This window comes from Paraburkholderia sp. SEWSISQ10-3 4 (genome assembly GCF_030464785.1).
GTDB lineage: Bacteria > Pseudomonadota > Gammaproteobacteria > Burkholderiales > Burkholderiaceae > Paraburkholderia > Paraburkholderia aspalathi.
In genome coordinates this window covers 1-22821 of sequence record NZ_JALPRI010000040.1, presented here as the reverse complement: position 1 = coordinate 22821, position 22821 = coordinate 1, and the positions used below count along the sequence as shown (strand labels likewise).

The window sequence follows — 22821 nt, the reverse complement described above, 5'->3', positions numbered from 1 at the left end:
TTTGAACGTGTATATACAAGTTGTTTGTCGCGACGAACGAATGCGATGTGGCACGCGCTGACGCCCGAAATCCCCGGCTCAAGCGATATGCATGCCACGTAAGCCTCCAGCTCTAATGGAAACTCCCAGGCCCGAAGCTGCAAAAACAAGTTGTATATACAAGCCGACGCCGCTAGACTTCCTCTTGAATTGTATAGACAAGACAGGACACAACACCATGATGATTCTGAAGCCCGGCTACCTGACCCTCCCGCAACTGCGCCAGATCGCTCGCGAGCACGTCGCGCTGCAGCTCGATCCCGCCAGCCACGCCGCCATCGACGCCTGCGCCAAAGCCGTCGCCGATATCGCCGCGAAGGGCGAGCCGGCATACGGCATCAACACGGGTTTCGGGCGCCTCGCCAGCACGCACATTCCGCATGACCAGCTCGAGCTGCTGCAGCGCAATCTGGTGCTGTCGCACGCGGTCGGCGTGGGTGAGCCGATGTCGCGTCCGGTCGTGCGTCTGTTGATCGCGCTGAAGCTGTCGAGCCTCGGCCGTGGCCACTCGGGCATCCGCCGCGAAGTGATGGAAGCGCTGATTACGCTGTATAACGCCGACGTGCTGCCGGTGATCCCGGTCAAGGGTTCGGTCGGCGCTTCGGGCGACCTCGCGCCGCTCGCGCATATGTCGGCAACCCTGCTGGGCGTCGGCGAAGTGTTCGCGAAGGGCGAACGCATGCCGGCTACCGAAGGCCTCGCGCTGGTCGGCCTGAAGCCGCTCACGCTGCAAGCGAAGGAAGGTCTGGCGCTGCTGAACGGCACGCAAGCCTCGACCGCGCTCGCGCTCTACAACATGTTCGCTATCGAAGACCTGTTCCGCACCGCACTGGTGGCGGGCGCGTTGTCGGTCGATGCAGCAGCGGGTTCGGTCAAGCCGTTCGACGCGCGCATTCACGAACTGCGTGGTCATCAAGGCCAGACGGACGCGGCAGCTGCTTACCGTTCGCTGTTGCAAGGCTCGGGCATCAATGTCTCGCACGCCGATTGCGACAAGGTTCAGGACCCGTACAGCCTGCGCTGCCAGCCGCAAGTGATGGGCGCGTGTCTGGACCAGATGCGTCATTCGGCCGACGTGCTGCTGATCGAAGCAAACGCTGTCTCCGACAATCCGCTGATTTTCCCGGACACGGGCGAAGTGCTGTCGGGCGGCAATTTCCACGCCGAGCCGGTCGCATTTGCCGCTGACAACCTCGCGCTCGCCGTCGCGGAAATCGGCGCGTTGGCCGAACGCCGCATCGCGCTCCTGATCGATGCAACGCTGTCGGGCCTGCCGCCGTTCCTCGTACGCGATGGTGGTGTGAACTCGGGCTTCATGATCGCTCACGTGACGGCCGCGGCACTCGCCTCCGAGAACAAGACGCTCGCGCATCCGGCTTCGGTCGATTCGCTGCCGACGTCCGCGAACCAGGAAGATCACGTTTCGATGGCGACGTTCGCTGCGCGCAAGCTTGGCGACATCGCTGAAAACGTCGCGAACATTCTGTCGATCGAGTTGCTCGCTGCCGCGCAAGGCGTCGATCTGCGCGCGCCGCACAAGACCAGCCCGAGCCTGCAGAAAGTGATGGACGCAGTGCGCAAGGACGTCGCGCATTACGAGCTCGATCACTACTTCGCACCGGATATCGCGGCCGTTACGCGTCTCGTGCAGGACGGCACGATCGCGAAGCTGAGCCCGTTCTCGTTCGCGTCCGAGCAATAAGCTCGAACGTCACGTTTTCAAGCACGCCAATCAAGCCAATGAACGCACCGGCCTATCAGGGCATCAAGGACTTCATCCTCGGCCGCATCCACGCGGGCGAATGGGCTGAAGGCGACCAGGTGCCCTCCGAAAACGAGCTCGCCCGTGAATTCAACGTGGCGCGCATGACGGTCAACCGCGCGTTGCGCGAGCTGACTTCGGAGCAGGTGCTGACGCGCGTGCAGGGCTCGGGCACGTTTGTCGCCCGGCCCAAGTACGAATCGACCCTGGTGGCGATCCGCAGTATTTCCGACGAAATCGTCGCGCGCGGTCATCGCCATCAGGCGAACGTGCTGCACATCGGTGCGAGCATCGCTGATGAAGCGCTTGCCGAAGAAATGCAGGTGAGCGCGGGTAGTCCGGTGTTTCATTCACGCGTGCTGCATTTCGAAAACGACGAGCCGGTGCAACTCGAAGAGCGCTGGGTCAACCCGGCGGTCGCGCCCGAGTACGCCTTGCAGGACTTCACGAACACCACGCCGAATCAGTATCTGGTGCGGGTGGCGCCGTTGCAGCGCGTCGAGTACCGCATCGAAGCCCTGGCTGCGGATGCGGATACCCGCGAGCTGCTGACGATGGATGAACTAGAACCGTGCCTCGTGCTGCATCGGCGCACGTGGTCGCAAAGCCAGGTCGCCTCGATCGCCAATCTCTGGCATCCCGGCAGCCGCTATCGCTTCACCGGACATTTCTGATTCTGCTGCTTTTAAAGACCGCTTTTAAAGACCGTTTCCGACTCATTTCCCTGAACTTCTCCCGCACATTTTCAAGCATCCCGAGGGCCACCATGAACAACCCGAAACACATCGACCCGCGTCTGGACCCGACCCGCACGATCCGCGCACCGCGCGGCGCGGAAAAGACCTGCAAGACCTGGATCGCGGAAGCCGCGTACCGGATGATCCAGAACAATCTGGACCCGGAAGTCGCCGAGCATCCGCACGCGCTGGTCGTGTACGGCGGTATTGGCCGTGCCGCGCGTAACTGGGATTGCTTCGATCAGATTCTCACGTCGTTGAAAGACCTCGAAGAGAACGAGACGCTGCTGATTCAATCGGGTAAGCCGGTCGGCGTGTTCAGGACGCATGCGGACGCACCGCGCGTGTTGCTGGCTAATTCGAATCTGGTGCCGCATTGGGCGACGTGGGAACACTTCCACGAACTCGATCGCAAGGGCCTGATGATGTACGGGCAGATGACCGCGGGCAGCTGGATTTACATCGGCAGCCAGGGCATCGTGCAGGGCACCTACGAGACGTTCTTCTCGGTGGCGAACCAGCATTTCAACGGCGATCCGTCGGGCCGCTGGATTCTGACGGGTGGTCTTGGCGGCATGGGCGGCGCGCAGCCGCTGGCCGCAACCATGGCCGGCTTCTCGATGATCGCGGTGGAATGCGACGAGACGCGTATCGACTTCCGTCTGAAGACGCGTTACGTCGACAAGAAAGCGGCGACGCTCGACGAAGCGCTCGCCATGCTTGAAGAAGCGAAGAAAGCAGGCAAGCCGGTCTCGATCGGCCTGCTCGGCAACGCAGCGGATGTGTTCGCTGAATGCGTGACGCGTGGCATCACGCCGGATTGCGTGACCGACCAGACCAGCGCGCACGATCCGATTCACGGCTACCTGCCGCAAGGCTGGAACGTCGAAGACTGGCGCGAGCGTCAGAAGACGGTGCCGGACAGCATCGTGCTGCCCGCCAAGCAGTCGATGGCCAAGCAGGTTCAAGCGATGCTGACGCTGCAGGAACGCGGCGCCGCTACGCTCGACTACGGCAACAATATCCGTCAGATGGCGCTGGAAATGGGCGTTGAAAACGCCTTCGATTTCCCGGGCTTCGTGCCGGCGTATATCCGCCCGCTGTTCTGCGAAGGCAAGGGCCCGTTCCGCTGGGTCGCACTCTCGGGTGATCCGGAAGACATCTACAAGACCGATGCGAAGGTCAAGGAACTGATCCCCGACGATCCGCATCTGCACAACTGGCTCGACATGGCGCGTGAACGCATCGCGTTCCAGGGTCTGCCGGCGCGGATCTGCTGGGTCGGCGTGAAGGATCGTTATCGTCTGGGCCAGGCGTTCAACGAAATGGTCCGGAACGGCGAGCTTAAGGCGCCGATCGTGATCGGCCGCGATCACCTCGACACCGGTTCGGTGGCAAGCCCGAATCGCGAAACCGAATCGATGAAAGACGGCTCGGACGCGGTCAGCGACTGGCCGTTGCTCAACGCACTGCTGAACACGGCAGGCGGCGCTTCGTGGGTCTCGCTGCACCATGGCGGCGGCGTTGGCATGGGCTTTAGCCAGCACTCGGGCGTCGTGATCGTCGCTGACGGTACCGATGCTGCGAAGGAGCGCCTCGGCCGCGTGCTGTTCAACGATCCGGCGACGGGCGTGATGCGTCATGCGGATGCGGGCTATGAACTCGCGCAGGAAACGGCGCGCGAGGCAGGGCTGAATCTGCCGATGCTGGGCCGTTGATCGTGACGGTTGTCCCGAACGTGGCAGCCACGACGCTCATCCGCGGCGCCGACCTCGTGGCGGCGCCGTGGAAGAACGGCGGCGGTGTCACGCGCGAAGTGGGGGCGTTTCCCGCAGGCGCAGGGCTCGACGCATTCACGTGGCGCGTCAGCATCGCCGACGTGGCGCAAGCGGGGCCGTTCTCGCGTTTCGCGGGCATCGACCGCACGTTGGTGTTGTTGACGGGCGCGGGTATGCTGCTCGATGAAACCGACGACACCGGCGCTCACGCCGTGAAGACGTACGCGTTGACTCAGCCGCTCGATATCGCGCAGTTTGCGGGCGAAGCGCGAATCGATGCACGCCTCGTCGACGGCGCTACGCGCGACTTCAACCTGATGGTCCGCCGCGGTGCGGCAGTGGGTGAAACTGAGGTATGGCGCGGCGCTACGCAACGGACTTTGTCCGCCGACGTGGTGTTGTTGTTCTGCGCAAGCGGCGCGGTTTCAGTCACGCTCGGTGGCGAAGCCCAACCGCAAGTGCTTGAAGCCGACGACACACTGCGTATCGACACGCCGAACGCGCTGTCATGCGTGGCCGAGGGCGCGGGCGCATTGCTCGCGATCAGCATCCGCTATACGTGATCACTGCAACGATGACGACGATTCGCGTGCGCGCTTGAATGTTGCCAAACACCTGGCAAAGGCCAGGCAAAGCGCGCCGCGAACCACTACAGACACGCAACGAGCTGCAACGAGCACGCGATGAAGCAAACCGTCTGGCATCACCTGAAACTCTGCCCTGAGGGCGATCCCCAACACACGCTGCCCGATGCCGCGATTGCCGTTGAAGACGGCAAGATCGCCTGGCTCGGCGCGGCTTCCGATTTGCCCGTTCACTATGCCGCATGGCCGCGCGAAGATCTGCACGGCAGGTGGGTGACGCCAGGCCTCGTCGATTGCCATACCCATCTGGTGTACGGCGGCCAGCGTGCGGATGAATTCGCGCAGCGTCTCGCGGGCGTCAGTTATGAAGAAATCGCGCGGCAGGGCGGGGGCATCGTTTCGACGGTGCGCGCCACGCGTGCCGCCGACGAAGACTCGCTGTTCCGCCAATCGGCCGCGCGCCTCGAACCGCTGCTCGCCGAAGGTGTCACCGCGATCGAAATCAAATCCGGCTACGGCCTCGATCTCGCCAGCGAACGCAAGATGCTGCGCGTCGCGCGCCGGTTGGGCGAGCGCTATCCGGTGACGGTCTATACGACGTTCCTCGGGGCGCACGCCTTGCCGCCTGAATTCGCGGGAAAAGCCGATGCGTACATCGACGAAGTCTGCAACACGATGCTGCCCGCGCTCGCCGACGAAGGACTGGTCGACGCCGTCGACGTGTTTTGCGAGCGCATCGGCTTTTCTCTGGAACAGAGCGAGCGCGTGTTCCAGGCCGCGGAGCGCTATAAATTGCCGGTGAAAATGCACGCCGAGCAGTTGTCGAACGGTGGTGGCACGGCGTTGGCCGCGCGTCACCATGCGTTGTCCGCGGATCACCTCGAATTCCTCGACGAAGCGGGCGTCGCCGCGATGAAAGCGTCAGGCACGGTGGCCGTACTATTGCCCGGCGCGTACTACTTCATCCGCGAGACGCAATTGCCGCCTTTGGATTTGCTGCGGCGCTACCAGGTGCCGATTGCGATTTCCACCGACAGCAATCCCGGCACGTCGCCGACCACCTCGCTGCTGTTGATGATGAACATGGCGACCACGTTGTTCCGCATGACCGTGCCCGAAGTGCTGCAAGGCGTGACCACGCATGCGGCGCGTGCACTCGGCAAGGCAGACCAGCATGGCTCGCTGCAAGCCGGGCGCGCGGCGGATTTTGCGGTGTGGTCGGTGGATTCGCTTGCTGAGTTGGCTTACTGGATTGGGCGTCCGTTGTGCGCGCGAGTTGTGCGCGCAGGCGAGACTGTTTATACACGGCGTGATTTGAGCTAGGGCCTGAGAGATGATGCAATCAAAACAATCACTATTCGCCGATCACGCCTATCTGCCCGACGGCTGGCGCCGCAATGTGCTGCTGGAATGGGACGCTAACGGCACGCTGACATCCGTGACACCCGATACAGCAACAGTTCCAGACGGTGTGAAAAAAGCTGCAGGCCCTGTGTTGCCTGGCATGCCGAATCTTCACTCGCATGCGTTTCAACGCGCGATGGCCGGCCTGACCGAATATCGTGCGAACGCAACGGACAACTTCTGGAGCTGGCGCGATCTGATGTACCGCTTCGCCGCTCGGATCACGCCGGAAGGGCTCGCTGCCGTCGCGCAGTGGCTCTACATCGAGATGTTGAAGGCGGGCTACACATCGGTCTGCGAATTCCATTACGTGCACCACACGCCGGATGGCAGCCGCTATTCGAATCAGGCGGAACTGGCGCAACGTGTAGTGGACGCCGCGTCGGCGAGCGGCATCGGTATGACGATGCTGCCCGTGCTGTATCAGTACAGCGGTTTCGGCTCGCGCCCCCCGCGCGAAGATCAGCAGCGCTTCATCAACACACCGGAGAGTCTGCTCGATCTGCTCGGCACGGTGCGCGCGGCGCGTCCCGAGAGCGCGGCGTTGCGTTATGGCGTCGCGCCGCATTCGTTGCGTGCGGTATCGGCCGATTCCTTGCATGCCTTGCTGAATGGCCTTGATCGAAGCGCGCCGGTTCACATCCATATCGCCGAGCAAACCGCCGAAGTCGACGCTTGCGTCGAAACCGAAGGTGCGCGGCCGGTGCAGTGGCTGCTCGATCGTTTCGACGTCGACAGCCGCTGGTGCCTCGTGCACGCCACACATGTCGATGCGAACGAAACACTGGCGCTCGCGAAAAGCGGCGCGGTCGCGGGTTTGTGTCTGACTACCGAAGCGAATCTCGGCGACGGTATTTTTCCGGCGCAAGAGTATCTCGACGCAGAAGGGCGCATCGGGGTCGGATCGGATAGCCATATCGGCGTCGACTGGCGGGCGGAGTTGCGTTTGCTCGAATACGGCCAGCGCCTGACACGCCGTCAGCGCAATGTGCTGGCATCCGCGCACGCCACGCACGTGGCCGATCGTCTGTTCGACGCGGCGCTCGAAGGCGGCGCGCATGCCACCGGTCGTGCAGTGGGCGCATTGCAAGCTGGCCGCCGCGCCGACTGGCTGGTGCTCGACCCGGATCATTCGAGCATTGCCGAGCATGCGCCGAACGCGTGGCTCTCGGGCGTTGTATTCTGCGAACATGGCGAGACGCCGATTCGTGACGTCTATGCGGGCGGCGACAAGGTCGTCGACAACCGCCGCCATCGTGATGAAGAGGGCGCTTACGCGCGTTATCGCGGGGCGCTCGCCGAATTGCTCAAGTAAACTGCTGACGCCCTTGGCTGTTGCCGCATCCTGAAGCGCAAGGCTCGCATGAATGGCTGAACACGCTGAGCCTTCGATTTTTATCGATCCCATCGATTCCGGACTGACATGACTGCTTCGTCTACTACTACTCCGCCGGTTCTATCGCTGCATCAGGGAAGCTTGCCCTTGCTGATTTCGATCCCGCATCTGGGCACGCAAATCCCCGCCGATATCGCCGCAACGATGACGCCGGTCGCGCAGCGCACCGACGACTGCGACTGGCATCTCGACCGTCTCTACGCGTTTGCGAAACGCATGGGCGCGTCGATCCTGGCGCCGACCTACGCGCGTTATGTGATCGACCTGAACCGTCCGCCCGACGGCGCGAATCTGTATCCGGGGCAGGACACCACTGGCTTGCTGCCGGTCGATACTTTCGACAAGGAACCCTTGTACCTCGACGGCCATCTGCCGGACGACGCCGAAGTCGCGCGTCGTCGCGATGCTTACTGGAAGCCGTATCACGAGGCGCTGACGGGCGAACTGGCCGCGCTGAAGGCGAAGCACGGCAAGGTGCTGCTGTGGGAAGCACATTCGATTCGCTCGCACGTGCCGCGTTTTTTCGAAGGACGTCTGCCGGATTTCAACTTCGGCACGTCGAACGGCGCCAGCGCGGTGGCCGGATTGGGCGAGGAATTGGCCGCTGTGGTCGGACGGCATGGCGGATATTCCGCTGTCGCCAACGGGCGCTTCAAGGGCGGGTATATCACGCGGCAGTACGGGCAGCCGCCGCAGGGTGTGCACGCGGTCCAGCTCGAGTTGTCGCAGATTACGTATATGGAAGAGCAGATGCCGTATGCGTATGACGAAGCGCTGGCTGCGAAGATCGAGCCTTTGCTGGAAGAGCTTGTGATGACGGCGTTGGAGCGCGTTAAAGCGGCTTAACGGCGGAAGCCCGACGTCGCCGCTGTCTGCGGTATCCATTTCATCTTTTCCACGCGGTTCGCCGTGCTTCGCATTCCGCGAGGCCGCGACCGCGTCGGCTCACACCGCAAAGGTGTAACAGCATGTGTCCGTGATTGCATGCTGCGGCGTTCGCGCCGAACGTATAGAGCGTTGCAGGTTTCGCTGAAGATCTGACCGGAGCCTCGTCGAAGCGGAGCGGCTACAAAAAAGCCCCGCTTGTGGCGAGGCTTTTCGATGCGCGCGCTATGGGGCGCTGCGTAACGCTCAATGGCAGCGACGTTCCCAGTGATGGTGGACGCGCACCTTGTGGCATTCGCGGTGGTGCTCGTAAGCTTGAGCGGGAGCGACGGCGCTCAGGGCGACGATCGTTGCTGCGATGGCGAGGACAATTTTCTTCATTACAGAATCCTTAAATCATGGTGGTGGTGCTAACGCTGCAGCACGTGGCGTGCCACAACGGTTCGAAAGGATGCCACACATCACGCGCGCAGCGAAGGAACGCTGACCGAATGCACGGGTCAACTCAAAACGCCGGCCTTCGTGGCGTTTTATCCCCGGGCAGCGGCGTGCCGTAGCGCGTCATTTCGATACCTCGACAGTCGCGGGATGCACGCGGGCATTGCGCCCCATGCGCAGAAGCGGCTACCCTTTCAAAACGATGACGTGTGCAAGCGTGTCATCCGTACATCGGGCAAAAAGATGGAAGACCCAGCAATGGAAGATTCCGACGAATTGCTACTCCCGGTCTGGCGAGCAAATCTGGTGCTGCTGACCCGCGAGGTCGGCGCCGCGACGCGTCTCGCGCGCATGATGACCTTTTCCGCCAGCTACCTCAAATTGATGCTGTCCGGTCAGCGCGAATTCAGCGAGGAGTTCGTGCGCGGGATCGAAGCGGTTACCGGCTTGCCGGCTGGCTGGATGAACGTGTCGCATACCGAGCAGGACATACCGGCCAACGCGCGCGAAGCGATCGACAACGAACAGCCGCTGGCGCGTTTTCGCGGCACGGCGCATCCGGTGCGCAAGAAGACGGTGCTGCGGCCACCCGAGCCGATTTTCGGCCAGACGGCGCCGGCCAAACGTGTGGAAGAAGAGACGCTCGACGCCGAAGCGCATCGGCGTCAGGCCCACTTCCGCAAGGTTCGCGATCTGGCGATACAGGACGTGCGGCGTTTCGAACGGCATTTGAGTCATGCGCCGGTGGAGCTTGCGTCGATGCGATCGAAAGTGGAGGACGTGATCGCCGCCGCCGATCTCGACGACCCGATTCAGGCCGACCTGGCTGGCCGGCTCGAGCAGATCGAAAAGCATCGGCATTTGCTGCTCAGGCATGTGGAGCGCTTGCAGGCTTTGCTTGCGCAGATTGGGGGAGGGGATTGAAGCTTGCAGCTTGTGCAGCTGGGCGTCTTTGTTGCATGCAGGCTTGTTGGACCGCCTGATCGTCCGGCCGCAGCCTAACGCCTGCGTCGCGCGTGAAATTCCGCCTCGAGTGTCCATGTCACGCCATCCTGCGCCAGCGCGACGCCGGTCCAGCGGAACGAATCTCTCGTGATGTCGGTGAAATTCCAGCGGATCGGCGTGCCGTCGGCATGAGTGCCAATCTGCACGAGATCATCGCCGACGCGCCGGCCGACCAGCTCATCGCGCTGACCGGTCAGCGGATTTATATAAGTCACGCGCCACGCACGCAGCGCCGGGTCCCACACTCTCAGCGTGGTGCCGTACATCGTGTCGGCGGACGTGAGTCCCGCGTGAGGTTCGCGGGGCGGTGGCATGATCCAAACGTCCTGCACGGCGCGGCCCTCCAGCACCCAGCCGAAATGAATCTCACCGCGGCGGCGCGCGTTGCCGAGGTCGACGCGGTAGTGCAGCACGTCCATGTCCCAACTGCCGATCAGCCAGCCGTAGAGGTCGTCGGCGGCATCGATGTCGGCGGCCCGCGCCGGGGCGCTCAAGGCGGCGTGAAAGCCGCAATCGATGGTCTCGTTCAGCATGTTCATCGTATGTGCTCCTTCGGGCGTTCAGTGAAAGCGCCATCGCCGTAACAGGCAGAACCGCGCCGGCCGCCGATGTGCTAAAACGACGATACGGACTCAGCCGAGGTGCATCTTGGGGAAAATTGCCGTCACTTTGCAGCAGGCGCTCGAAGAGCGCGCGCGGGAAGGCACGCGCGGCAGCACGAACGCGCGTCCGCTGGCCCAAGGCGCGAGCTGGGATGTCGCGGACATTCTCTGCACCTTCGGTCCACGCGATCAGCCGTTCGAGGAACGGCATGCAGGCGTGTGCATCGCGATGGTGGTGGCCGGTTCGTTCGGCTACCGGACCGCGACCGGGCGCGCGTTGCTGACCCCCGGCGCGCTGTTGCTCGGCAATACGGGTGACTGCTTTGAATGCGGCCATCGGCATGCGCCCGGCGATCGCTGCATTGCCTTCCGCTATGCGCCGGCGTACTTCGAACGGCTTGCCGCGGACGCGGGCATCGCGAGCGGTGATCTCAACTTCAGGCGCGCGCGTATTCCGTCGCTGCCCGCGTTGTCGCCGCTGATCGCGCGCGCCTGTGCCGGCGCGCTGGATACGGGCGGCGCAGTGTGGGATGAACTGGCAGTCGAAGTGGCCGTCTCGACGCTCAAGGCGGCGGGTGCATTGAAGCGTGCGGAAGCGCCCGCAAGCGCCGCAGCCTGGTCGCGCGTGGCGCAGACGGTGCGGCTGATCGACGACACGCCAGGTGCCGCGCATACGCTGACGAGCCTCGCTACCGCGGCGGGTCTGAGCGAGTTCTACTTCCTGCGCACGTTCCAGCGTGTGACCGGCGTAACGCCGCATCAATATGTGCTGCGCGCGCGCTTGCGAGCGGCGGCGCTGCGCCTTCACGACGACAGCGCGAAGGTCGTCGATATCGCGCTCGATTGCGGGTTCAACGATCTGTCGAATTTCAATCACGCGTTTCGCGCGGAGTTTGCGTCGAGTCCGCGTGCGTGGCGCGCGCGAGGCAGGGCGCGTCGCGCATGACGCGGTGGTTGGCGTTCGTGAAGCTGACCGCAGCGTTGGCGCTGGTTGCGTGTGCAACCGTCGCGCAGGCTGAGGTGAGTGTTTCTTCGATCACCTCCAGCACCCCAAACGATGACCTCTCCCCCTCGACGACGGAGCGCGACGTCCACCTCTTCGTAATCCAGAAAGACGGCTCCGTCGAAGAACATGACGACACGGTCCTGCGGGCCAACACGACGAGCGGCGTCGACGATATCGCGCAACGCTATGTGTGGTTCAACAAGGACATCGAGCGGGTGCAACTGTTGACCACGGAAACGATCGACCTGAACGGCGTCGCGCATCCGGTCGGCCCTGAGGCGATCCGTGACGTGCAGGAACCGCGCTCAGCGGGCGCACCGAGTTTCGAAGACGGCGTGTTGCGCACCGTGATCTTTCCGGGCGTCGAGCCCGGCTCGCGCGTGCATCTGGCCTTCCGCAAGACGCGCACGAAGCCCCTGCAGGCCGGCACGTTCGCATACCTGGTCGAACCAACGCGCGAGCCTGTCGAGATGCAGCGCCTGATCTTCGACCTGCCCGCCGACGTGCCGCTTTATGCCGATGCGCGCGGCTACGTCGCGTTGCTACCGGTCACCGCAAACGGCCGCACCCGCTACGAGTTCGATTACCAGCACGGCTCGTATGCGCCGCTCGAAGCGGGCGCGGTGGGCTATGCGAACTGGGGCGACCGGCTGATGGTGTCGACCGTGCCGGACTTCGCGAATTTCGCCGCCCGTTATCGCGGCCCTGCTGCCGACGCGACGATGAGCGACCCGGCCATCGTTCAACTCGCGCGGAGCCTGACTGCGGAAGCGAGCGACCCGCGTGCGAAAGCGCAGATCCTGTACGACTGGATGCGCCTGAATATTCGCTACGTGGCGCTATTTCTCGGCGAGACGGCGGCGATCCCGCATAAGGCGATCGACATCCTGCACAACCGCTATGGCGACTGCAAGGACCACGTCGCGTTGTACAGTGCGCTTCTCGCCGCGGTCGGCATCCGCAGCGAGGCCGTGCTGCTCAATCTCGGGCCGTACTACAGTTTGCCGGCGGTGCCAGGCTACGGTGAGAGCGCAATCAATCATGCAATTGTCTGGATTCCTGATCTATCGCTGTTTGCCGATACCACGGCAGGCGGCATGAGTTTTGGCTATTTGCCGCCGAGCGTGATGGACCGGCCCGTGTTGCTGGTCGACGAGGGCGTGTTGGCGCGCACGCCGGCCACCCAGTTGCGCGAGCGCACGGCGCGTCTGCAGATCGACGTCGATGAGAGCGGGGCGGCGAACTACGCCTATCGCGTGGAAGATGCCGGCTATACCGCCGAGCTCGAACGCAATATGTTTCGACGGGCAACGCGGCAGCGCACGCAACAGATTGCGGCGAACCGTCTATTGCTGACGGGTTTGCATGGCACAGCGCAGTTGCACACGGGCGATCTGACCTCGACCAATGGACCTTTTTCCACCTCGATGCAGGGACGGGTGCCCCATTTTGTCTGGACCGATGGGACGACCGCAGTGCCGGCCCTGACGAGCTTATCCGGTGGAATGGCCGGGCAGGTCCAGGCGTGGCTGGCAGAGCCTTCGAGGACGCAGCCCTGGGCGTGCATCGGCGGGGAATTCGATGAAACGCTGGCAATGACGTTGCCGGGGTTCGCTCGCGTGACGGATGTGCCGCCGGACGCCACGGTGAAGGATCGTTTCCTCGAGTTTTCTTCCCGCTATGTGTTCGATCCTGCCACGCGGGTCTTGCAGGTCAGGCGACACCTGCGCGCCGCGTTCGGCCATCAGATGTGCTCTGCCGATGACTTTGCCGGCATGAAGGATGATCTGATCCGGATCGAGCGGGATCTCGACGCCGAGGTGGTGTTGAAGGCTGGCAGGTAGGCAGGCAGGTACGGCATCGACCGTGCCCACGGCAGCGGCGGTAAAGAAGTACCGCCACTGCCGCATGAACAGCAATGCCGTCATGGGCAAAAAGAGACGCTTGGCTTAACTTCCGCTCTTGGTCACGATAGGCACCCATGCCCCGTTCTTGACCTGATACAGCGTGGAAGCGCCGCTTTTCAACGCCCCGGTGCTATCGAACGAAATCTTCCCGGTCACGCCGTCGTAATCGAGTGCCTTGAGCACCGGCCGGTAGACCGCCGGCGAACTGGATTTTGCCTGCTGCATCGCCTTGATCGCGGCCCATGCCCCGTCATACCCAAACGGTGCGTACGACAGGATGTCCACCCCAAAGCGCTTCTTGAACTTCGCGGAGAAGTCTTTGCCGCCCGGCAACTGGGCCAACGGTCGGCCGTATTCCCAGGCCATCGCACCTTCGGACGAGTCGCCGGCGAGCTTGATGAAGTCCTGATCCATCACGCCACCACCGCCCACCAGTTGCGCGTTCATCCCCAGTTGCTTCATCCGCTTCGCGAAGCCCGCCGCCTGCGTATCGAGGCCGCCGAAGAAAATCAGATCGGCATTGGTCGCCTTGATCTTGGTGATCTGCGTGCTGAAGTCCACCGCGTGATTGTCGGTGTATTCGCGCGTCACGATGGTGCCGCCATGCGCCTTCACCGCCTTCTCGAACTCGTCGGCCTCGCCCTGGCCGAACGCGGTGCGGTCGTCGATGATCGCGATGCGCTTGGCCTTCGTTACCTCGACGGCGTAGACGCCCGCGTTGCCGGCGTTCTGCGCATCGGTGGAAATCACCATGAAGGTGTTCGCGAAGCCACGGCCGGTAATGATCGGGTTGGTGGCGGCCGGGTCGATCACCGGAATGCCGGCCTGTTCGTACACCTGGGAGGCAGGAATCGTCGTGCCCGAATTGAAGTGGCCCACGACTACCGAGACCCCCGCGTCGACCAGCTTCTGCGCGGCCTGCACGCCGATGCGCGGATCGGCCTGGTCATCTTCGGAGACGAGCTGGAATTGTGCGACCTTGTCGCCGATCTTGATCTTCTGGGCGTTGGCTTCCTCGATGGCAAGCCGGACACCGTTCTCCAGATCCTTCCCGTAGCCCGCGTTGGCGCCTGTCAGCGGCGCGGCGAAGCCGATCTTCACCGGCAGGTCGTCGGCGAAACTGGCCAGCGGCGCGATCGCGAAGGCAGCGCCAACGAACAGTGCAAGCGGTTTCAGCGTGTTGCGAAGACTCATGGTCTTTCTCTCCATCGACAGTTTCAGGTGTGAAAGCGGTAAGGCGGTAACGCTGGATCGACGCGCAAGCATGGGTTCGACCTCGCATGGCGCGCGTCATCAAGAGTACGGACGATCGGTCACCATCAACAATGCTGGAATACGCCGGTAGGAAGAACCCTTGGGGCGTGCGCAATGGCGTTCACATGCCGGTCAATCTGGCGCGAATATAGAAAGCCAATTTGCGACCGTCTTGGCAGTTCGCGGCGCTTTGAATGAGCATTTCGGCATAGGCCGCACAGCGCTTGGGCTGGAGGCCTGTCAGCGGCAGCGTGCGGGTGCGGATTGCGGCATATGCTTAAGAAGCATGGAGCCGCTGGGCGGGCGGGTAAACGGGGATACGGCCTGCTTGTTAAGGCCTGGTTGTGGCTTGCGGATGATGCTCGAGAAACCGGCGCGAGCGCGCCGGCCTGAAACTACATGCTCACTGCTCGCCTTGCTGGCGCAGCAGCTCTTCACGCAGACGCAGGAGGGGCGCCTTGGTTTCGTCGTCGGCCCAGGTGTCGAGATCGTCGATTGCGCGCTGGCAACCGTCGAGCACCAGGTCGATGTCCACCGGCACGCCGTTGTTCAGCGCGAATTCGATGGTCTCGGCGAACTGCTGGCACTCGTCCTCGCCGTACGAGATGTCGAGGTTGTCGGCGATGATTTCGGCGATGTTGCTGCGCGCCTTGTCGTCGGCCGTCACCATTTCGACGATGCCGCGCGCTACCGCCGGCGAATAGAACAGCGCGATGTCGAGCCACTGTGCGGGATCGAAGTCGGCCTGGTCGAACTGGTTCTCGAAGTACTCGATTGCTTCCTGCTCGTGCGCTTCGTCCGCGTCGACACTGATGCACAACTGCTCAAAAAATTCTTCCCGCTCGCTGCGGATATAACCGTCCATCGATGCCTCGTCTGCTAAATGCGAAATGCCGGATGCCTTAAGAAAATGCGGCGCGGGCGGGTGGCGGCCCACGCCTGCTCGGCACGCATTATAGGACCTAAGCCGTTTCCGCCACCCACGCGTCGAACCATTCACGCGGTTGCGCGATTTCGTTTTGCGCCGCCACCAGTTCCAGCTCGTAGCGCCCGGCCTGCCATGTCGTTTTCACGACGCCGTTCACGGCGGCCAGCGTGTGCTCGAAGGCCGAGCGGATCGAATCGCCCAGCAGCGTGCGCGCGACGAACACCGCGCTCGTCAGATCGCCGACGCCCACCGGCTGCCGCGCGAACGGGTAGAGCGGACGCTGGCCCATCCAGGCCTCGCGCTCGGTGACGACCAGCATGTTGAAACGGTCGGCGGGACTGTTGCGATCGAGCAGGTGTTTGACCAGCATGAGCTTTGGCCCGCGGGCGATAACCTCGCGGCACGCGGTCACGGCTTCTTCGAGCGTCTCGATCTCGCGGCCCACGAGGCGCTGCAACTCGGTATGGTTCGGCGCCATCGCGTCGGCCACTTCCGGCATGGTGCGCACGAGAAATTCCTGGATGCCCGGTTCGACCTTGCAGCCGCTCGCGGCGCCCATCACCGGGTCGCAGAAGTACCACGCGCGCGGATTGGCGGCCTTCACGGCCTTGACGATCTCCAGCACCGCTTGCGCCTGCTCGGGCGTGCCCAGGTAGCCGGACAGCACGGCGTCGCAGCGCGGCAGCATGCCGATCGCGCCGATCCCTTCGACGAGCTCTTCCATCTGCGAGGCCTCGATCGCGCCGCCGGTCCAATGACCGTATTGCGTGTGGTTCGAGAACTGCACGGTATTGAGCGGCCAGACATTGACGCCGAGCCGCCGCATCGGGAATTCGGCCGCGCTATTGCCGGCGTGCCCGAAGACGACATGTGACTGGATGCTCAGAACGTTTTTCGTCATGGTGTGGCCCGCGCAAGCGTGGTGCGCGATCAATGAGAACGGAAGGATGGCCGCGGTAACGAACCGGCTTTGGCCGGGCGCCTGAAGCGGCGTGACTGTATTTCGTGACTGTATTTCAGATGGTGCAAGAAAAATGCGCGATCTGCATAGTCAGGAAACAATACATGAGTTTGTCACGCGCGAGTCGATCCGTCCCCGTGTTGTTGCGTCGAACCATCAGGATAGTTCCCGATACAAGGCCAGATAGCGCTCGGCCGAGGCGCCCCAGCCGAAATCCTGGTGCATCGCGCGGCGTTGCGTGGCTTTCCACTCGGTGCGCCGGTCATAGAGCGCAAACGCGCGGCGGATCGCCGCCGCAATGCCTTTCGGCTCGAATCGTTCGAATACGAAGCCTGTAGCGAGGTCCTCGGCGAGATTTTCGAGCGACGCGTCCACAACAGTGTCCGCGAGGCCGCCGACGCAATGCACGAGCGGCAGCGACCCATAAGCCAGTGCATACAGTTGCGTGAGCCCACAGGGCTCGAAGCGCGACGGCACCGCGATCACGTCGCTGCCGGCGACGATCGTATGCGCGAGCGTTTCGTCGAAACCCAGTTCGACCGCCACCGATTCCGGATGCGCATGCGCGGCGTGTTTCAAACCGTTTTCGAGCGCCGGGTCGCCGGTGCCGAACACCACCAGCTGCCCGCCACGTTTGACAATTTCCGGCACCGCCTCGAGCAGCAGGTCAAGGCCTTTCTGCTCGGTCAGCCGGCTCACCACGCCGAATAGCAGCGCATCGCTTTTCTGCGCGAGGCCGAAGCGCTTTTGCAGCGCCTCCTTGCAGGCCAGTTTGCCGGCCAGACGGGTGTCCGTGTAGTGATCTTCGAGCAGCGCGTCGGTGGCGGGATTCCACACCGAGTAGTCGACGCCGTTCAGGATGCCGCTCAGATCGTGCGAGCGATGGCGCAGCAAGCCGTCGAGCCCGCCACCTTGGGCCAGAGTCTGGATTTCGCGGGCGTAAGTCGGGCTGACGGTGGTGATGCGGTCGCTGTAGTAAAGGCCTGCCTTGAGAAACGACAACTGCCCATAGAATTCGATGCCGCGCATGTTGAAGAAGTCGTCAGGCAGCGCGAGCTGGCCAAACTGATGCGCCGGAAAAACGCCCTGATACGCGAGGTTGTGCACCGTAAAGACGCTGCGCGCGAACGAGCGGCCGTGCTGTCGTTCAGCCGCCTTCAGATAGGCGGGCGCGAGTCCGGCGTGCCAGTCGTGCGCGTGGACGATCTGCGGCGCCCACGCCGGATCGAGGTGCTGCGCCAGTTGTGCCGCGACCCAGCCGAGCAGGGCGAAGCGTTGCGCATTGTCGCCGTACGGTACGTGTTCGTCGTTCAGATAGGGGTTGCCGGGCCGGTCGTACAGCGAGCCGGCGCGGATCACATAGACGATCAGGCCGTTCGACGGCAGCGTGCCCTGTTCGAGCGTGACGCCCGGCGAGTCGAAGCGGCGGCCCAACTGCGCCACCGGCCGCAAGTCCGTCAAGCCGGCGACCACTGCCGGAAAGCCGGGCAGCAGCACCCGCACGTCGGCGCCGCGCTCGATCAGCGCGGGCGGCAACGCGCCTGCGACGTCGGCGAGACCGCCCGTTTTGAGGAGGGGATACAGCTCGCTTGCGACGTGCAGGGCGCGAATCGTCATAGGCTCGGTCTCGTTCCTGTTAGTGCGGGTTTGCGGCAGGTCTGCGGCAGTTTGCGCGGGCGGCAAGACGGGCGGCCGGCTCCTCGCCAGCCCGTTCGTTTTGCCGCCCCGGCGACGATTACGTCCCCTTCTGCCGCAGTGCGTCGGGCGTGACCAGCACGACGCCGTCGTCGGTGCGATAGAAGCGTTCGGCGTCCGCCGCCGGATCTTCACCGATCACCGTGCCGTCCGGAATGGTGCAGCCGCGGTCAATCACGACTTTCTGCAGCCGGCAGCTCGCGCCGACGGTGACCTGCGGCAACAAGACTGCCTCATTGATGTTACAGAACGAACTCACTTTGACGTTCGACGACAACACCGAGCGCGAAATCTGCGAGCCGGAAATCACACAGCCGCCGCACACGATCAGGTTGTTGCCGGTGCCTTGCAGACCTTTCAGATCGCGTACGAACTTGGCGGGTGGCAACTGTTCCTGATACGTCCAGATCGGCCAGTTGCGGTCGTACAGGTCGAGCGTCGGGATGGTGGAGGCGAGATCGAGGTTTGCTGCCCAGTAGGCGTCGATCGTACCGACGTCGCGCCAGTACGGCTCCACGCTCGGGTCCGACGATACACACGACATGCTGAACGGATGCGCGATCGCCGTGCCTTGCGTGACGACGCGCGGCAGGATGTCCTTGCCGAAGTCGTGATCGGTATCGACGCTCGAGATGTTCTCTTCGAGCAGCGAATACAGGTAATCGGCGCTGAACACGTAGATGCCCATGCTGGCGAGCGCCGAATCCGGGCGCCCCGGCATGGCGGGCGGATCGGCTGGTTTTTCGACGAAGCCGGTCACGCGGCGGTTTTCATCCACATGCATCACGCCGAAGGCCACCGCTTCCATGCGCGGCACCTCGATACAGCCGACCGTGCAATCCGCGCCGCTTTCCGCGTGATCCGCGATCATGCGCGTGTAATCCATCTTGTAGATGTGGTCGCCCGCCAGCACCACCACGTATTTCGGCCGGATCGAGCGGATGATGTCGAGATTCTGGAATACGGCGTCCGCGGTGCCGCGGTACCAGTGGGCGCCTTCCACCCGCTGCTGCGCCGGCCAGAGGTCGATGAATTCGCCGAATTCGCCGCGCAGGAAGCCCCAGCCGCGCTGCAGGTGGCGCAATAGCGAGTGCGCCTTGTATTGCGTGACCACCGCGATGCGGCGGATGCCGGAGTTCAGACAGTTGGAGAGCGCGAAGTCGATGATCCGGTACTTGCCGCCGAAGTGCACCGCTGGTTTGACGCGCTTGTTCGTGAGCGGCCCGAGCCGCGTGCCCCGTCCGCCCGCGAGGACGATAGCGAGGGTGGTGCGTTGCAGATCGTTCAGCCGTGCCGGAGTTTCCATGTCTGTCTCCTTTGTCGACCGGAGTTGGCGCTACCAAGCACTTACTCCGGTCCCTTGCAAGATAGTTGCTGATTGGTATGCCCCGGGTGGTCTTGTTATCTCGCTCTGCGTTATTGATTCGTGCTGCCAGGCGGCTTTCGTCTTGGCAGGCCCGTTTGCTAGTTCTAGCACCGAATTGCCGCCGGCGAATAGTCTGAATTGTGCGGATGCAACTCGCGCGGCCGCCTTGCGAACGATCAACCCTTGCGCGGGACGCATCCGTGCGGCACGACACATAGGGCGCAAGGCGAAGCGTCGCAATATGCGTGCCACACTGGCCGGTTCCGCCATGAGTCTGCCCGCGCGGCAGCAGAGTCCGGCGGCGCGTCGTAGAATCGTCCGCTTTGAACGGGGTGTGGGCGTTGCTTTCCAGCGCCCTGAGCCTGCCTGCTTCCCGCCGATTTCCCTTTGCAAGAAAACGATCGATGAATTTTCGCCGCCAGTCTTTGTTCGCCATCTTGAGCGCCTGCGTGCTAGCCGCTGCGCCTGGTGCTTTCGCCGCCACGCCGGCCAGTACGGCTGTTGCGGGTAGTGCGGCCAGCTCGGGGTATTCGGGTGGTTCAGGTGGCTCTCCCACCCAGCCAGGTCCCGCGGCTACCAGCGCCACTCCGCCTGCGGCCGTCGACAACAGCGGTCCGGCGTACGGCCCCGAGTTGCAGGGCTTCAACTATCCGGCGCCGGTCGAGCAATACGACTTCACCTCGCAAGGTGTGGCGCTGCACATGGCATACATGGATATCAAGCCGGAGCATGCGAACGGCCGCACGGCCGTATTGCTGCACGGCAAGAACTTTTGCGCGGCGACGTGGGACGCGACGATTCATCGCCTGAGCGACGCCGGCTATCGGGTGATCGCGCCGGATCAGATCGGTTTTTGTAAATCGAGCAAGCCTGAGCACTATCAGTACAGCTTTCAACAACTGGCGCGCAATACGCATGCGTTGCTCGAATCGCTCGGCGTGACCGATGCGACTGTGATCGGCCATTCGACCGGCGGCATGCTCGCGATCCGCTATGCGCTGATGTATCCGCATGAAACGCAGCAACTGGTGCTGGTCAATCCGATCGGCCTCGAGGACTGGAAGGCGAAGGGTGTGCCGTCGCTATCTGTCGACCAATGGTACGAGCGCGAGCTGAAGACGACCGCGGACAGCATTCGCCGTTACGAGCAGGCGACCTATTACGCGGGCCAGTGGCGCGCCGACTATGAGCCGTGGGTACAGATGCTGGCGGGGATGTACCGTGGCCCGGGCAAGCAGATCGTGGCGTGGAATTCTGCGTTGCTGTACGACATGATTTACACGCAGCCCGTGGTGTACGAGCTCAGCCACCTGAGCATGCCGACGCTGCTGCTGATCGGCCAGAAGGACACGACCGCGATCGGCAAGGATGCGGCGCCGCCTGACGTGCGCGCAAAGATCGGCCACTACCCCGAACTGGGCAAGGCCGCCGCGAAGGCGATTCCTCACGCGACGCTCGTCGAATTCGCCGGCTTGGGGCACGCGCCGCAGATGCAGGACCCACAGGCGTTTCATAAGGCGCTGCTCGATGGCCTGGCGGCGGTGCCGGCTAATCGGTGAGTTTTGGCGCGTGTATGAGCTTGGGCCTAATCCGAAGCTACGGCGTGAGATTGAGTTAAGGCGCTTGAGCCGAGGCCAGAGCTCAACGTATGAGCTTGATTTGAAGTACGGAACTGAGTTCGAAACTCCACGGCGCTGACTGGGCGCTGTGAGCGTTGTGACTGGGCAACCTGATGCTCGAGTACTTAGGGCAACCAGCCAATCGACGAAAAAAGAAGGGCGGCCTGTGCTGATACAGGCTGCCCTTTTTTGTTACTTGCAGGCGTGGTTACTTACCGGCGCTCAACTCGTCACGCACTTGCGCGCCGATCTCGAACGAACGCAGCCGTGCATTGTGATCGTAGATTTGCGCGGTCAGCATCAATTCATCCGCACCGGTCTGATCGATGATCGACCGCAGTCCTTCGCGAACCGTATCGTTATCGCCGATGACGGAGCAAGCGAGCGAATGCGCGACGCCGTTCAACTCCATCTCCGAGGCTTCGATGCGCTCGACCGGCGGCTGCAACTGACCGGGCGTGCCGCGCCGCAGGTTGACGAACTGCTGTTGCAGCGAGGTGAACAGACGTCGCGCTTCCTCGTTGCTATCGGCGGCGAACAGATTGACGCCGACCATGGCGTAGGGCTTGTCGAGCGTTGTCGACGGACGGAATTGCTCGCGATAGACCTTTAGCGCGGTGAACATATGATCGGGCGCGAAGTGCGACGCAAACGCGAACGGCAGACCGAGCGCGGCCGCCAGTTGCGCACTGTACAGCGATGAGCCGAGCAGCCACAGCGGCACATGAAGGCCTGCACCGGGGACAGCGCGAATACGCTGACCCGGCACCGGATCGGCGAAATAGCGTTGCAACTCGACGACGTCGTCCGGGAACGACTCCGCGCTATTTTGCAGATCGCGGCGCAGCGCGCGGGCGGTGCTTTGATCGGTACCGGGTGCGCGGCCGAGGCCAAGGTCGATGCGATCCGGATAGAGCGAGGCGAGAGTACCGAACTGTTCCGCGATGACGAGCGGTGCGTGGTTGGGCAGCATGACGCCGCCGGAGCCGACGCGGATTTTCTTCGTCCCACCGGCGACGTGGCCGATCACGACAGCGGTGGCTGCGCTGGCGATGCCGGTCATGTTGTGGTGTTCTGCGAGCCAGAAGCGGTGGTAGTTCCAGTTTTCCGCGTGCTGGGCGAGGTCCAATGTGTTTTTGAACGCGTCCGCGGGGGTGGCACCTGCGATGACTGGCGATAGGTCGAGGACCGAGAAGGGGATCATTTTCTGTTCATTTGCTGTTTCGGGCGCTTTCGCGCGATGAGGCATTGTGGCAAAGGTTTTGGTTTTCTGCTGATCGTCCTGGGATGTCCACGTTCGTGGAAGGGGGTTAATGGTTTTGCCTGCGGCTTGCCTTGTTTTTGTCTGTGTTCTTGGGGCGTTGGCCTTTCCTTGATCTGGCTTTGGTGCCTTTCCTTGCATTGTTAGTGGTTTATTAGCGTTGCCCCTGTGCGGGGCGGCACTTACTTTCTTTG

At 63.1% G+C, this 22821-nt stretch carries 19 protein-coding genes; 11 read left to right on the top strand and 8 right to left on the bottom strand.

The features are described from left to right. Window positions 1–217 precede the first annotated feature (217 nt). From hutH to hutG, 7 genes are all read left to right on the top strand, one after another. Complete coding sequence (hutH, locus tag M0D68_RS36110; RefSeq protein ID WP_200621786.1) at window positions 218–1741, top strand: histidine ammonia-lyase; 1524 nt, start codon at window positions 218–220, stop codon at window positions 1739–1741. A 38-nt stretch (window positions 1742–1779) separates the two neighbouring features. Further along, window positions 1780–2475 carry a histidine utilization repressor gene (gene hutC, locus M0D68_RS36105; protein WP_054040559.1) on the top strand — a complete coding sequence of 232 codons (696 nt, stop codon included), beginning with the start codon at window positions 1780–1782 and terminating at the stop codon, window positions 2473–2475. A gap of 92 nt (window positions 2476–2567) precedes the next feature. Next, a complete protein-coding gene (gene hutU, locus M0D68_RS36100) occupies window positions 2568–4256 on the top strand; it encodes a urocanate hydratase (RefSeq protein ID WP_093646762.1) in 1689 nt (562 codons plus the stop codon). Window positions 4257–4276: 20 nt separating this feature from the next. Then, window positions 4277–4879 (top strand): HutD family protein, encoded by a 603-nt coding sequence (locus M0D68_RS36095; protein ID WP_266226862.1) that lies wholly within the window; start codon window positions 4277–4279, stop codon window positions 4877–4879. 120 nt (window positions 4880–4999) lie between these two features. After that, window positions 5000–6223: an imidazolonepropionase gene (gene hutI, locus M0D68_RS36090; protein WP_266226860.1), complete on the top strand. Its 1224-nt coding sequence runs from the start codon at window positions 5000–5002 to the stop codon at window positions 6221–6223. A 10-nt stretch (window positions 6224–6233) separates the two neighbouring features. Continuing rightward, window positions 6234–7619, top strand: a complete 1386-nt coding sequence (locus tag M0D68_RS36085; protein WP_266226859.1) for a formimidoylglutamate deiminase — start codon at window positions 6234–6236, stop codon at window positions 7617–7619. 108 nt (window positions 7620–7727) lie between these two features. Continuing rightward, window positions 7728–8546 carry an N-formylglutamate deformylase gene (gene hutG, locus M0D68_RS36080; protein WP_266226857.1) on the top strand — a complete coding sequence of 273 codons (819 nt, stop codon included), beginning with the start codon at window positions 7728–7730 and terminating at the stop codon, window positions 8544–8546. 285 nt (window positions 8547–8831) lie between these two features. On the opposite strand, the gene M0D68_RS36075 is transcribed toward hutG, so the two are convergent. Next, window positions 8832–8966 (bottom strand): hypothetical protein, encoded by a 135-nt coding sequence (locus M0D68_RS36075; RefSeq protein WP_266212797.1) that lies wholly within the window; start codon window positions 8964–8966, stop codon window positions 8832–8834. 315 nt (window positions 8967–9281) lie between these two features. On the opposite strand from M0D68_RS36075, the gene M0D68_RS36070 reads away from it, so the two are divergent. Continuing rightward, the gene (locus M0D68_RS36070) at window positions 9282–9947 is read left to right on the top strand and encodes a hypothetical protein (protein WP_093646809.1); all 666 of its coding nucleotides are present in this window, start codon (window positions 9282–9284) and stop codon (window positions 9945–9947) included. A gap of 74 nt (window positions 9948–10021) precedes the next feature. On the opposite strand, the gene M0D68_RS36065 is transcribed toward M0D68_RS36070, so the two are convergent. Next, entirely contained in the window at window positions 10022–10567 is a 546-nt protein-coding gene (locus M0D68_RS36065; RefSeq protein ID WP_211704015.1) for a hypothetical protein, read from the bottom strand. Between the two features lie 109 nt (window positions 10568–10676). Between M0D68_RS36065 and M0D68_RS36060 the strand changes: the two genes are divergently transcribed. Both M0D68_RS36060 and M0D68_RS36055 read left to right on the top strand, forming a co-directional pair. Further along, the gene (locus M0D68_RS36060) at window positions 10677–11576 is read left to right on the top strand and encodes a helix-turn-helix transcriptional regulator (RefSeq protein WP_266226855.1); all 900 of its coding nucleotides are present in this window, start codon (window positions 10677–10679) and stop codon (window positions 11574–11576) included. Further along, the gene (locus M0D68_RS36055; RefSeq protein WP_266226853.1) at window positions 11573–13480 is read left to right on the top strand and encodes a DUF3857 and transglutaminase domain-containing protein; all 1908 of its coding nucleotides are present in this window, start codon (window positions 11573–11575) and stop codon (window positions 13478–13480) included. Before M0D68_RS36060 ends, M0D68_RS36055 begins: the two co-directional genes overlap by 4 nt. Before the next feature lie 105 nt (window positions 13481–13585). Here M0D68_RS36055 and M0D68_RS36050 read toward each other — a convergent pair whose 3' ends face one another. The 5 genes from M0D68_RS36050 to glgC all read right to left on the bottom strand — a co-directional run bounded on the left by M0D68_RS36050 (window position 13586) and on the right by glgC (window position 19687). Next, window positions 13586–14737: a branched-chain amino acid ABC transporter substrate-binding protein gene (locus M0D68_RS36050; protein ID WP_200569999.1), complete on the bottom strand. Its 1152-nt coding sequence runs from the start codon at window positions 14735–14737 to the stop codon at window positions 13586–13588. A gap of 463 nt (window positions 14738–15200) precedes the next feature. After that, the gene (locus M0D68_RS36045; RefSeq protein WP_054040547.1) at window positions 15201–15662 is read right to left on the bottom strand and encodes a hypothetical protein; all 462 of its coding nucleotides are present in this window, start codon (window positions 15660–15662) and stop codon (window positions 15201–15203) included. Window positions 15663–15759: 97 nt separating this feature from the next. Continuing rightward, window positions 15760–16626, bottom strand: coding sequence for a pyridoxal kinase PdxY (gene pdxY, locus M0D68_RS36040; RefSeq protein ID WP_054040545.1), 867 nt, complete (start codon window positions 16624–16626; stop codon window positions 15760–15762). Between the two features lie 216 nt (window positions 16627–16842). Continuing rightward, entirely contained in the window at window positions 16843–18303 is a 1461-nt protein-coding gene (gene glgA, locus M0D68_RS36035) for a glycogen synthase GlgA (protein WP_266226851.1), read from the bottom strand. Between the two features lie 118 nt (window positions 18304–18421). Continuing rightward, complete coding sequence (gene glgC / locus M0D68_RS36030) at window positions 18422–19687, bottom strand: glucose-1-phosphate adenylyltransferase (protein ID WP_200621793.1); 1266 nt, start codon at window positions 19685–19687, stop codon at window positions 18422–18424. Window positions 19688–20151: 464 nt separating this feature from the next. Between glgC and M0D68_RS36025 the strand changes: the two genes are divergently transcribed. Then, window positions 20152–21306: an alpha/beta fold hydrolase gene (locus M0D68_RS36025; RefSeq protein ID WP_266226849.1), complete on the top strand. Its 1155-nt coding sequence runs from the start codon at window positions 20152–20154 to the stop codon at window positions 21304–21306. 268 nt (window positions 21307–21574) lie between these two features. Here the strand turns inward: M0D68_RS36025 and M0D68_RS36020 are convergent, their stop codons facing one another. Beyond that, on the bottom strand, window positions 21575–22570 hold the full coding sequence (locus tag M0D68_RS36020) for an LLM class flavin-dependent oxidoreductase (RefSeq protein WP_266226848.1): 996 nt from the start codon (window positions 22568–22570) through the stop codon (window positions 21575–21577). Window positions 22571–22821: the final 251 nt, after the last annotated feature.